10 protein-coding genes are annotated in these 13835 nt (G+C 37.2%); 8 read left to right on the top strand and 2 right to left on the bottom strand.

Annotated elements, in window-relative coordinates; genetic code table 11:
* The first annotated feature begins 39 nt into the window (after positions 1–39).
* The 7 genes from SH601_RS04680 (at position 40) to SH601_RS04650 (ending at position 10650) form a co-directional block, all read left to right on the top strand.
* Positions 40–2487, top strand: a complete 2448-nt coding sequence (locus tag SH601_RS04680; protein WP_319957091.1) for a beta-glucosidase — start codon at positions 40–42, stop codon at positions 2485–2487.
* Position 2488: 1 nt separating this feature from the next.
* Positions 2489–3112, top strand: a complete 624-nt coding sequence (locus SH601_RS04675) for a hypothetical protein (protein ID WP_319957090.1) — start codon at positions 2489–2491, stop codon at positions 3110–3112.
* Positions 3113–3126: 14 nt separating this feature from the next.
* Positions 3127–4143, top strand: coding sequence for a glycosyltransferase family 2 protein (locus SH601_RS04670; RefSeq protein WP_319957089.1), 1017 nt, complete (start codon positions 3127–3129; stop codon positions 4141–4143).
* Positions 4144–4520: 377 nt separating this feature from the next.
* Complete coding sequence (locus tag SH601_RS04665; protein WP_319957088.1) at positions 4521–6929, top strand: glycoside hydrolase family 3 C-terminal domain-containing protein; 2409 nt, start codon at positions 4521–4523, stop codon at positions 6927–6929.
* Positions 6930–7108: 179 nt separating this feature from the next.
* Complete coding sequence (locus tag SH601_RS04660) at positions 7109–8299, top strand: MFS transporter (RefSeq protein ID WP_319957318.1); 1191 nt, start codon at positions 7109–7111, stop codon at positions 8297–8299.
* A 102-nt stretch (positions 8300–8401) separates the two neighbouring features.
* Positions 8402–9349 (top strand): NADP-dependent oxidoreductase, encoded by a 948-nt coding sequence (locus SH601_RS04655; RefSeq protein ID WP_319957087.1) that lies wholly within the window; start codon positions 8402–8404, stop codon positions 9347–9349.
* A gap of 509 nt (positions 9350–9858) precedes the next feature.
* Positions 9859–10650: a mechanosensitive ion channel family protein gene (locus SH601_RS04650; protein WP_319957086.1), complete on the top strand. Its 792-nt coding sequence runs from the start codon at positions 9859–9861 to the stop codon at positions 10648–10650.
* A 79-nt stretch (positions 10651–10729) separates the two neighbouring features.
* On the opposite strand, the gene SH601_RS04645 is transcribed toward SH601_RS04650, so the two are convergent.
* Positions 10730–11092, bottom strand: coding sequence for a DoxX family protein (locus SH601_RS04645; protein WP_319957085.1), 363 nt, complete (start codon positions 11090–11092; stop codon positions 10730–10732).
* A gap of 114 nt (positions 11093–11206) precedes the next feature.
* Positions 11207–11857, bottom strand: a complete 651-nt coding sequence (locus SH601_RS04640; protein WP_319957084.1) for an SDR family oxidoreductase — start codon at positions 11855–11857, stop codon at positions 11207–11209.
* Between the two features lie 230 nt (positions 11858–12087).
* Between SH601_RS04640 and mqo the strand changes: the two genes are divergently transcribed.
* Entirely contained in the window at positions 12088–13608 is a 1521-nt protein-coding gene (gene mqo / locus SH601_RS04635; RefSeq protein ID WP_319957083.1) for a malate dehydrogenase (quinone), read from the top strand.
* Positions 13609–13835: the final 227 nt, after the last annotated feature.

The following is a 13835-nucleotide window of genomic DNA, read 5'->3' as shown; positions in this document are numbered from 1 at the left end:
AAAACACCGCCAATAAGGGGTTGAAAAGAGGTATCTGATATGAAGCATAAACAGATTATTGACAAGATGACACTAGAAGAAAAAGCATCATTAATGTCAGGAAAAGATTTTTGGCAATCTGAGAATATTGATCGCTTAGGTATTAAAAATATGTTTCTTGCTGATGGACCACACGGCATTCGTAAACAGGCAAAAGCAGCGGACCATTTAGGGCTTAATGAGAGTATCCCTGCGACATGTTTCCCAACTGCTGCAACTATCGCAAATAGTTGGAATACAAAGCTTGGTGAGGAGATTGGACAGTATTTGGGTGAGGAAGCGGTTGCGCAGGAGGTAAATGTGTTGCTTGGCCCAGGAATCAACATGAAGCGCGATCCATTATGTGGTCGTAACTTTGAATATTTTAGTGAAGATCCGTACCACGCTGGTAAACTTTCTGCAAGCTATATCAAAGGTATTCAGTCAAAAGGAATTTCTGCTTGTGTGAAACACTTTGCTGCAAATAATCAAGAAGAACGCAGAATGACCATTGATACGATTATAGATGAGCGGACACTTCGCGAAATCTATTTAACAGCTTTTGAGATTGCTATTCAAGAAGGGGAGACAAAAACAGTGATGTCTTCTTATAACCGTTTAAATGGTGAATATACAAATGAAAGTATCCACTTGATGAGAGAGATTTTGCGTAAAGAGTGGGGCTATGATGGTGTAGTGGTAACGGATTGGGGCGGTAGTAATGACCGTGTAGCAGGATTAGTTGCTGGAAACGAGTTAGAAATGCCAACAACCGATGGTGAGACAGATAAAGAGATTATCAAGACTATTCAAGAAGGAAAGATTAGTGAAGGCGTTTTAGATGAATGTGTGGATCGCTTACTTGAACTTATTTTTACTACTGGAAAAGTATTTGAACAAGCGTACAATACAACATTTGATATAGAAAAACACCATCAAAAAGCACAACAAGCAGCAGAAGAATCACTTGTTTTACTAAAAAATGAAGCAAATATTTTACCATTAAAAGAGAATGTAAAAGTGGCAACGATTGGTGATTTTGCTCAAACTCCTCGTTATCAAGGGGCGGGTTCATCTGTTGTTAATCCTACTAAATTGGATAATACATTGGAGCTCTTAGAACAGCTACCAATCAATCATATTGGTTATGCACAAGGTTTTGATCGTTATGGCAAACAGAAAAAACAATTAGTCAACGAAGCGTGTGACTTAGCCTCTAAAGCAGACGTCATTTTATTATACATCGGTTTAGATGAAGTAACAGAAGCAGAAGGCCTTGACCGTAGTCATATGCAAATACCGAAAAATCAAGTTGAGTTGTTAGAAGCTATTCATGAAGTAAACCCAAATATTGTAGCGATTTTGTCATGTGGTGCGGCAGTAGAGATGCCATGGATTAATAAGGTGAAAGGACTTGTACACGCGTATTTGAGTGGCCAAGCTGGAGCGAAGGCAATCTTGAATGTGTTAACTGGTGCAGTTAATCCCTCTGGGAAACTTGCTGAAACATATCCAATTAGTTATGAGGATACACCAGCATTTGAACATTTTCCTGGTAAAGAGGTAAGTGTGGAATATCGTGAAGGTTTACTCATCGGTTATCGTTATTATGACACAGCTCAAGTAAATGTTCGTTTTCCATTTGGTTATGGGTTAAGTTACACCACTTTCCGCTATGATAATCTTCAGATAAGTGATGAAGGGGCAACATTTACCATTACTAATACGGGTGATGTAGCTGGCGCTGAAGTTGCTCAATTATATGTTCATTGTCAATCAGATGCCATTTTCCGACCTACGAAAGAATTGAAAGGATTTAAAAAAGTATACCTAAACCCTGGAGAAACGAAAGAAGTGACCGTTCCATTTGATGATAAAACATTTCGTTATTTTAACGTAAAAACGAATAAATGGGAAGTGGAAGAAGCGAATTATACGATTATGATTGGTACATCAAGTGCAGATGTGATCTTAGAAGATTTCTTGCATGTTACGGGGACAGATGCGCCATTACCGTATGATAAAGATGCGTTACCTTCTTATTACGCAGGAAAGAGAGCGAAAGATATTGAACAAGCTGAATTTGAAAACTTATTAGGTCGACAAGTTCCTGTTTCCACTTGGGACAGAACAAAACCACTCGGCTATAATGATACGATTGCACAATGTCAATATGCTAAAGGTTGGATTGCACGGTTTGCCTTTCATTTAATCCGTTTTAGTCATCGTTTCTTACAAAAGATCGGCAAAAGAGAAACAGCGAACTTAATTATGATGTCTGTCTATCACATGCCGTTTAGAGGGATTGCTAGAATGACAGGTGGAGTAATAAACATGCCAATGCTAGATGGTTTATTGATGATGGTCAATGGTCAATTCTTCAAAGGGCTGCGACATTTTCTAAAAGAACAAAGAAAATTACGAAAAGAATCTAAGGAAATAGTGGCAACAGTGGCAGAGGAGAGATAAAATGGGTAGTGAAAATAAATTAGCTTCAGGGCCCTTAGGTATATGGGCTAGATATAAAGAAAAACATCCAAATATTGCACAATTTCTTGTGTTTTTCATGTTAAGTAATGGTATCACCGTATTACAGTTAGCGTTAATGCCTATTTTTAAAGGTATTTTTGCGAAAACAGCTTTAGTGTCAACGAATTTTCAAATTATGCAATTTGGGCAAAATTTTGATGGCTCATCATACTATGTGTTTGACTATGCTGCAGGTCCGTTATCTGCTGGTGGTGGCGGTGGTTTAGCTTATTTTTTAGCAGTACAAATCACGATAGCTATCGCACAAATCATTAACTTTTTCGCGCAACGAAGTATTACTTTTAAATCGAACAGTAATATTTGGAAGGCAGCTTTTTGGTATCTAATAGCTTATATTCTAATTACCATCGGTGCAGCAGCAGCGCAAGGTTTCTATAAGGCGCCAATCTATAATCTACTTATGAATACATGGGGTTGGGGTGGCTTTGGTGAAACAACAGCCGATGTTATTACGATGATTATTAATAGTGCCATTTCATTCTGGGTGTTCTTCCCTATATTTAAAGTAATTTTTAAGCAAGAACCTGAAAAACAAGCAGAGTAAAGGTAGTGTAATTTATGAAACTATTATCAGTAGCCATACCATGTTATAACTCAGCAGAATATATGCGATATTGTATCGAGTCATTATTACCTGGTGGGGAAGAGGTAGAAATACTCATTGTTAATGATGGATCAAGTGATAAGACAGCGGAAATAGCGGATGCCTATGAAGCACAATATCCTACAATCGTGAAGGCTATACATCAAGAGAATGGTGGTCATGGTCAAGCTGTTAATACAGGGATACAGCATGCTTCTGGCTTATATTTTAAGGTGGTAGACAGTGATGACTGGGTAGAAATTCGAGCCTACTTGAAAATACTTGAAACACTTAGAAAACTTACTAGTGGACAGGAATTAATTGATGCGTTTTTAAGTAACTTTGTTTATGAAAAAGTAGGGGCAAAGTATAAGAAAACGATGAAGTATGATAATGTAATGCCAGAAAATAGAGTGTTTACGTGGGATGAGGTAGGTCATTTTCGCAAAGGACAATATATTTTAATGCACTCTGTTATTTATCGAACAGCATTGTTACATGAATGTGGTTTGGAACTACCTAAGCATACTTTTTATGTTGATAATTTGTATGTTTTTACACCGTTGGAATATGTGAAGAAAATGTATTATATGGATGTTGACTTTTACCGTTATTTCATTGGTAGGGAAGACCAATCTGTACAAGAACAAGTAATGATTAAACGTATTGATCAACAAATTAAAGTAAATAAGCTCATGATTGAAACAGCAGGGCAAATGCAGGTTGAACATGAAGCGTTACAAAATTATTTACTGAGGCATCTAGAAATTGTAACAGTTGTCTCCGCTATTTTATTGATCCGCTCAGGAACAGTAGAAAACTTGGCAAAAAAGAAAGAGTTAATGGACTATGTGAAAGAACATGATTTTCGTCTGTATAAAAGCTTGAAATATGGTGTAATGGGCAGATTGATCAATTTACCAGGAAGAGCTGGACGAAAGATATCAGTAGGAGCGTATAAAATATCACAGCGTTTAGTAGGTTTTAATTAAATAATAGAAAGAAAGCAGGAGATGAAGTCTTCTGCTTTTTTCAAGTACATAAAGTATAAAATTTGCGTATTTATCACGGTGTATGAGTCCGTAATACCCCCACTTCAAGATTAGAGTTAAAACAAAGAAGCTAAGTGGGGGATAAACGGACGTTAACGCCTTGATAAGTTGCGCTAACGATTAGTGGGAGTCAAAAACTCCCACTGATTGAAGTCTCACTTTATCTAGCTCGGATCGTGCCAGTCGCTATGTTTCTGTCGGGTACTTTACGCTTTTCTTAATGAGGATAGTAGTTATTGTGTGAGCGCTTTTTTCTAGTGTGATATAGTAGAGAACATGGTGTACGAAATGAATTTAACGATAAACGAGGAATTCATATGAAATATAATAATATCATTGCAAAGATGACATTAGAAGAGAAAGCATCCTTTATGTCAGGGAAAGACTTTTGGCAAACACAAGATATTGAACGTTTAGGGATTAACAGTATTTTTCTTGCGGATGGTCCTCATGGTATTAGGAAGCAAGCTATTGCCGCTGATAAAATAGGGCTTAATGAAGGAGTTCCTGCTACATGTTATCCGACAGCAGCCACCGTTGCGAATAGTTGGAATCTCGAATTAGGCGAAAAAGTGGGCGAATACTTAGGAGAAGAGGCCATCGCACAAAATGTGAATGTCTTGTTAGGTCCGGGAATTAATATGAAGCGAAATCCGTTAAACGGTCGGAATTTTGAATACTTTAGTGAAGATCCGTACTTAGCAGGAAAAATGGCTGCCAGTTATATTAGAGGGATTCAATCCTTTGATATTGCAGCTTGTGTGAAGCACTTCGCTGTTAACAATCAGGAAGAAAAACGGATGACCATTGATGCGGTTGTAGATGAACGGACACTTCGCGAAATGTATTTAACTGCTTTTGAAATAGCGATTAAAGAGGGAAATTCAAAAGCAATTATGACATCTTACAATAAATTAAATGGAACGTATACAAATGAAAATGTTCATTTGTTACAAGATATTTTAAGGAATGAATGGGGCTTTCAAGGGTCGGTTATTACGGATTGGGGAGGAAGTAATGATCGTGTATCAGGCTTGTTAGCAGGTAATGAATTAGAGATGCCAACAACAGCTGGAGAAACGGATGCTGAAATAGTTGAAGCAATTAACACTGGTCGACTTGATGAAAGCGTGTTGGACGAGGCGGTTGATCGGCTACTTCACCTTGTGTTCACAACGCAAAAAGCGAATCAAACAAACTCTGCTAAATTTGACATAGAAAAGCATCATCGTGTGTCCCAAAAAGTAGCAGAAGAGTCGACGGTATTATTGAAAAACGAGGATAATATTTTGCCGTTAAAGTTTGGGAAAAAAGTGGCGGTTATTGGTGATTTCGCAAAAGATGCACGATACCAAGGAGCAGGGTCATCACTCGTTAATCCAACTATTCTTGATCATACGATGAATTGTTTTGAGGAATCAGGTATTATCAGTATTGGCTATGAGCCTGGTTTTGAACGATATGGTAAGAAAAACCAACGCATGATAGATAAGGCGTGTGAGCTAGCTAAACAGGCAGATGTAGTACTACTGTATGTTGGATTAGATGAAGTAACAGAAGCAGAAGGACTTGACCGTAATAATATGAAAATACCTGATAATCAAATAGATTTGTTATATGCGTTACATGAAGTAAATCCGCATATCGTAGGTATTATATCTTGTGGATCTGCTGTAGAGATGCCTTGGGTTGATAAAGTACAAGGGTTATTACATGGTTATCTAGGTGGACAAGCTGGTGCAAGAGCGATACTACGAATTTTATCTGGTGATGTGAATCCGTCGGGGAAACTAGCGGAAAGCTATCCATTAAAATATGAGGATACGCCTTCTTATCACCATTTTCCAGGAAATGAGGCGACAGTTGAATATCGTGAAAGTTTATACATAGGGTATCGTTATTATGATACAGCAAAGATTGATGTGCAATTTCCATTTGGTTATGGATTGAGTTATACGAATTTTACGTATTCGAAAATTAGAGTAGATAAACGAGGTGTTACCTTTCATATAACTAACTCTGGTGATAAGGCAGGCATGGAGATAGCTCAATTATATATTGGTTGCCAGTCGGATAAAATTTATCGATCGAGTAAAGAGTTGAAAGGTTTTATTAAAGTTTTTATTAATGCAGGTGAGACGAAAACGGTTCGTATACCTTTTGATGATAAAACTTTCCGTTACTTTAATGTGAAGACAAACACATGGGAGGTAGAAGAGGCGGAGTATAAAATAATGATTGGTGCTTCAAGTGCAGATATTCGTCTAGAGAGTGAACTGTTTGTTGAAGGAACAGATGCGCCGTTACCTTATAATAAAGAGCAGCTTCCGAGTTATTTTTCTGGAAAGGTGCAACAAGTGTCATTAGCAGAGTTTGAACAATTATTAGGTAAATCCGTGCCGGAAGCTAATTGGGATCGCTCGAAGCCTCTTGGTTATAACGATATGATTGCACAAACTCAATATGCAAAAGGAGCATTTGGGCGACTAGTTTATCATTCTATTGTATTTGCACATTGGTTCCTCCAAAAAATAGGGAAACGAAGTACGGCTAACTTGATGAAAATGTCCATATTTAATATGCCGATGAGAGGTATTGCTCGAATGACAGCGGGAATAGTAAATATGCCAATGGTTGATGGCTTTTTAATGATGGTCAATGGAAACCTCTTTAAGGGTGCTTTGCATGTATTGAAAGAAAAGATAAAACAAAAGAAAAGAAAGTAACCATATACCTCATCTTCTTCATTAATTTACACAATATTTCGAATGATAGGATCTCTGGGCATACTGTTTTATTTTTGTCAATGAAAAGCGTATGATAATACTTAGAGAGTCGAAATAAAAAAAGAAGAAGGGGTATTATTTTAAACCAAGAAAAACTAGTTAAACGTAATTTGTCGATTATGTGGTTTGCGAACTTTTTTATTGCAGCAAGTTTAACGATGGTTATCCCGTTTCTTTCACTATATATTGGAACATTAGGCAATTACTCTGACAATTATGTCCAAACATGGTCAGGATGGGTATTTGCGATTACCTTTTTAATTGCATTTATTGTTTCACCAATTTGGGGAAGATTTGGTGATAAGCATGGGAGAAAAACTTTTTTAGTTATTGCAGGTTTTGGATTAGGAATTTCGGTCTTATTAATGGGATTTGTGACAAATGTTATGCAGCTCTTTGTTTTACGTATGTTTATGGGGTTTTTTACTGGATTTATTTCCATGTCACAAGCATTTATTGCAACACAAACACCTAAGAATATAGCTGGTAAAGTTTTAGGGACATTGCAAACGGGTAATGTAACAGGGAGTTTATTAGGTCCGTTGTTAGGTGGGGTATTAGCAGATACAATTGGTTATTCTGCAACCTTTCAATTGACTTCTATTACACTTTTTCTTGCAGCTATCTTTGTAGTATTAGGTGTGAAAGAAACAAGAATAGCACCGGAGAAGAAAGAACGTACGAATTATTCTGCGGTAGAAGTAATCAAACATATTCTAGCTAACCCAGTATTAGTGAGTATTATCGTTGTATCGATGTTTGTCCAAATTGCAAACTTCAGTATTCAACCAATTCTGTCCTTGTATGTCGAAGAAATACATGGACCAGCAAGTATAGCGTTCTTTTCGGGCCTAGCATTCTCAGCGGCAGGATTAGGTAATCTGTTTATGTCACGTAACTGGGGGAAATTGGGCGATAGAATTGGTTATGAGCGAGTGCTTGTTATTTTATTATTCTTATCAGCACTATTCTTCTTGCCAGGGGCGTTAGTGAATAATATTTGGCAGCTTGTTATTGTCCGCTTCTTATTAGGAATGGCAATAGGTGGAATCATCCCGATGAAGACAGCATATGTACGTCAAGTAACACCATTATCTATTCAAGGTGAGGTGTTAGGCTATGATACAAGTATCCGTTTCTTAGGTAATATTATCGGCCCTGTTATCGGTGGTTGGATTGCTGGTCTCTATACGATTTCAACCGTGTTCTACTTTAGTAGTATCTTGCTAATTATTGGTGGATTTGCTTTACACTTTATGTTGAAACATGATGCAAAACAAAGTGTAAAACATTATCCTGCACATTCTTAATGATACTCGAATCAGATTGTTTTTCAGCGTTATACTATAAGTGATATGATATCTATCTCAGATGAAGCAACTCTGAATGAATGTAAAGGAGTAGATTTATTCATGGAAACAAAAGCCGTGATTATTAATAAATATGGTAGTAAAGATGTATTAGAGGAAGGAACGGTTACATTACCTGAACTTGGTGCACATCAAGTACTAGTACGTGAGAAAGCAACTTCTATTAACCCAATTGATTGGAAGCTACGTGAAGGGTACTTACAACAAATGTTTGATTGGGAATTCCCGATTACAGTTGGTTGGGATGTTGCTGGAATCATTGAAGAAGTTGGTTCAGAAGTGACAGATTGGAAAGTCGGCGATGAAATATTTGCACGTCCTGACACAACACGTTTTGGCACGTATGCAGAATATACGATTGTCGATGATCATTTATTAGCGAAAAAACCAACTGCTCTTTCTTTTGAGGAAGCTGCAGCAGTTCCATTAGCAGGAATGACCGCTTACCAAGGGTTGTTTGATCATGGAGACCTTAAAGCAGGAGAAAAAGTGTTAATCCATGCTGGAGCTGGTGGTGTAGGAACATTTGCTATCCAATTAGCGAAAGAAGCTGGCGCATATGTATATACAACAGCAAGTGAGAAAAACCACGAATTACTTGAGTCATTAGGTGCGGATGAAGTAATTGATTATCGTACAACAGACTTCAGAGATGTTGTTGGTAAAGTGGACCTTGTTTTAGATACAATGGGTGGCGAAGTAGAAAAACATAGCTTCGATGTCGTAAAGGAAAACACAGGTCGCCTTATATCCGTCGTTGGCCAACCAGATGAAGAGAAAGCGAAAGAAAAAAACGTTGTCGCTAAAAGTATCTGGTTAAATCCTGATGGCAAACAGCTAAGCAAAATAGGTGATTTACTACAAGCGAAAAAAATCAAAAGTATCGTAGGTAGCACATTCCCATTAACACGCCAAGGTGTATATGATGCACATGAATTGAGTGAAACACACCATGCTGTAGGTAAAATTGTACTTAAAGTGGAAGAATAAGTATTGATATAGAGTCGAACAATCTCATCTGGATTAGGTAGATGAAGATGTTCGGCTTTTTTCGTAAGTAAAGAAAGTATAAAATTTGTGTATTTGTCTAGCTCTGAGCGCCCATAAACTAGACGACTTCACGAATCGCCCTACGATAAAGCAGACTTGCCGATTGGTGAAACCAGAGGCTTAGTCGCACTTTCATCGACTACATTCGGTCACATCCTGTGACCAACGTCGATACTAGAACATCGTGGTCGTCGTACCTTGAGGTGAAAGTCATCATCGGTTCGTAAACTCACCGTGATTCCTTTATCTCAGTTGATTCGCTCCAGCCGCTACGTTTTTAAACGGGCGCTTACGCTTTTCTTAAATTTTGTCGTTTCATGGAGAGGAAAAAGGGGTATATTGTTAAAGCAACTCGATTTTTACTATACATATAGTCATAAAGTATCACGGTAATACGAATAATATTATGGTATGATACTTTAAGTGAAAAAGAAAGAGAGGGAGATATGATGGATTGGATTGATTTGGCAATTGAATTCGGAAAACCAATAGTATATGCAATTCTTATCTTAATAATTGGATTTCCCGTTATTAAATTCATTATGAAAATGGTTAGTTCTAGAATTGAAAAGACAAAACTAGATGAGAGTTTAAAACCATTTATTAATTCTGTGATCAGTGCTATTTTAAAAATTTTACTTGTGCTTTCCGTTATTGCAACGTTAGGTGTAGAAATAACAACATTCGCAGCTATTTTGGGTGCGGCTGGTTTAGCAATTGGTTTAGCGTTCCAAGGAACATTAGCTAACTTTGCTGGTGGTGTTTTATTATTAACACTTCGTCCATTTAATGTTGGCGATTATATTGAAGGTGCAGGATATTCTGGTACAGTCAAAGGTATTCAAATTTTATATACAGAGCTGATTACACCAGATAATAAAGTGATTTTTATTCCGAATGGTAATTTATCTAATGCAGGAATTGTAAACTATACTGTCAATGACACGCGTAGGGTAGACTTTACTTTTGGTGTAGGTTATGAAACAGATACGAAGCATGTACTTCAAACATTAGAAAGTGTCGTTAGAAATCATTCGTTAGTTTTACAAGACCCAGAACCATTTATTCGCCTATCTGCACACGGTGATAGCGCGGTAGAGTATACCGTAAGAGTTTGGGTAAATGCAGACGATTATTGGGATGTTCATTTTGATATTTTAGAACAAGTAAAAACAAAATTCGATCAAGAAAACATCTCTATTCCATATCCGCAAATGGATATGCATGTATCTAATCAATAATGTTGGAAGGTTACCTAGTGACTGCTGGGTAGCCTTTTTTGAGAGTGTCCAGTAACCTAAAAAGAAGCTTCTAATCCCCTTATTGTTTGTGGCTCCATAATATATATAAAAGGAAAAACATCACTATATCTAATCTTGCTTCAAATGCAAATGTTAGTAGACCAGATTGAAGTGCAGGTACTTTGGTAAGGAAAATAGCTACGATCATAATCGCTATTAATAGAACGGTCGCTTGTTTTACATAATAATTAAAAATAATAGATATTCCACCGATTAGTTCAATAAGACCAATAATAAGTACAGCAGCCTGAGGATATGGTATGCCAAAGTTAGCAAAAGATCCGGTAAAATCTGTGACAACTAATTTCATTAGTGCAGAAGCAATAAATACATAACCGACTACATATCTAATAAGTTGATGATTAGAGATTTTTAATGGCATAAACAGCCTCCTTAAACAGTTATTTCTTTTATGTATATGCAGTAAAGGAGACAAGCTATGCAAAAAATAAAGCTGAAACAAGTTAATAACTTATCCCAGCCTTGCGTTTACATATTAAATAGATTGTACGGCTTCTTCTACTGGCGTGTTACCGCCGATAACTTGAAATCTTTTGCCGATTGTAGAGTCATTGTTTAGTGTAGCTGCAATTACTTTTGCGATATCTTCCCGTGGCACTTCGCCTCTATCCACCTTTTCTGCTAGCTGCACTTTATTCGTACCTTCATTATTTGTTAGTCCACCTGGGTGAATAATCGTATAGTCTAAATCTGTTGCTGTTAGCCATTCATCAGCATAATGTTTAGCAGCAACATATGGTGCGAATGATTCTGGGGCGGACTGAATTGCCTCACGAGTGGTATCAAAGGAGCTGATCATGACGAATCGTTTTACATTCGCTTGTTTGGCAGCTTCAATTGTTTTAACTGCACCATCGAGGTCAATCATAATGGTTTTATCTTTGCCAGTATGAGGTCCAGAACCTGCTGTGAAAACGATGGCATCGACATCTTCTGCTGCTTTTGCAATGTCTTCTATTTCGCCTTCTAAGTCAACAATGGCAACTTCTGCATCATGCTCTTGGAAGTAACTAGCTTGTTCTTCTTTTCGAATCATAGCTTTTGCCTCTAAGTTGTCATCTTCTTGTATAAATTTGATAAGATGTTTTCCAATTTGTCCATTAGCACCTACTACTAATACTTTCATTTATACTCACCCTTTCTCATTCGTCTATCTTTATTCTAAAGCTTTCTGTAGCAAATGTTAAATAATTGGATTGTGCCTATTTTTGCGACGTTATTCTCACTTTTTTTCCCATCTTAAATAGTTTATAATTAAAGGGTAATAGTCAATTATTTTTATAGCTATTTATATTGATATATGTAAGGGCATAGCTTGGTAAAAAGTAGACAAAGGGGCAGGAAAGGAAGGTTTTAATGAGCAACACACCGAAAAAATCAAATGTTATCTTAATTGGTGCTGGGGTAATGAGTGCTACATTAGGATCGATATTGAAAGAATTAGTACCCGACTGGGATATTACCGTGTTTGAGAAACTCGATAAAGCCGGAGAGGAAAGCTCTAATGAGTGGAATAATGCAGGTACAGGTCATTCCGCATTGTGTGAGCTTAACTATACTTCCGAAAAACCTGATGGAACAATGGATATTACGAAAGCTGTTAAAGTAAATGAACAGTTTCAAGTATCTAGACAATTTTGGTCTTACCTTGTAAAAAGTAATTTGATTGAAAACCCGCAAGACTTTATTATGCCAATCCCCCATATGAGCTTAGTTCAAGGGGGAGAGAATGTTGCTTTTTTGCAAAAACGTTTTGAAGCGTTATCAAAATTACCACTATTTGCAGGAATGGAATATTCTGATGACCCTGAAACATTGAAGCAATGGATACCATTAATTATGGAAGAAAGAGAAGATGGTGAACCGATTGCAGCGACGAAAATGGACAATGGAACAGATGTGAATTTTGGTACATTAACCCGTAAGTTATTTGACCATTTAGCAGAAAAACAAGTAGAGATGAACTATAAGCATAGTGTGAAGGATATCAAACGAAAAAGTGATGGTTCATGGGAAGTGAAGGTGTTTGACATCGCAAATAGCAAAATCGAGTACCATACTGCTGATTTTGTATTTATCGGTGGTGGTGGCGGTAGTCTGCCGTTATTGCAAAAAACAGGAATCCCTGAGTCAAAACGAATTGGTGGTTTCCCTGTTAGTGGTTTGTTCATGGTTTGTAATAAGCCAGAGATAGCAGAAAAACACCATGGGAAAGTATATGGCAAGGCAAAAGTAGGTGCACCACCAATGTCTGTTCCGCACCTTGATACACGGTATATTGATAATCAGAAATCGTTATTATTCGGGCCATTTGCAGGCTTTTCACCTAAATTTTTAAAAACAGGATCCAACTTTGATTTAATTGGTTCTGTGAAGCCTAATAATCTATTGACGATGCTAGCAGCAGGCGTAAAAGAAATGGGCTTAACGAAATATTTAATTCAACAAGTTCTCTCTTCAAAAGAGCAACGCATGGAAGAGTTACGCGAATTTGTACCAAATGCAAAATCAGAAGATTGGGATATTGTCGTAGCAGGCCAGCGCGTACAAGTCATTAAAGATACAGAAGCAGGTGGACGAGGAACACTACAATTCGGTACCGAAGTAGTAAGTGCAGAGGACGGTTCGATTGCTGCATTACTAGGTGCGTCTCCAGGCGCTTCAACAGCGGTACATGTCATGCTCGAAGTATTAGAAAAATGTTTCCCAGAATATATCGGGGAATGGGAACCGAAGATAAAAGAAATGATTCCATCTTATGGTGTATCATTAGCAGAAAATCCAGAAATGTTCCATGATATGTTTAGTGAAACAGAAGAAACGCTTGGATTAAATGTTACTACGCAAATTAATACTACTGCTCCAAAAAGTAGTTAGTAGATACGAATGCTGGTTTAGCAACAACTAAACCAGCATTACCATTTTCATCTGTTAACATCACCCTTCAGTAAGAACCATTTTTAGTAGAATTAGTTATATGTACAGAATAAATGATAGATAAAAAAATGAGTAGAAATAATGAAGTAGCTAGGTAAATAAAAGCTTTTACAAACCAAAAAATGAGAGCGGTTTAATTTTCGTAGGGGAAGGGTATTTGTTTATAA

Origin of the sequence: Gracilibacillus pellucidus (assembly GCF_033949965.1) — a bacterium.
GTDB classification, from domain to species: domain Bacteria; phylum Bacillota; class Bacilli; order Bacillales; family Amphibacillaceae; genus Gracilibacillus; species Gracilibacillus pellucidus.
This window is presented reverse-complemented; position numbering and strand designations above follow the sequence as displayed.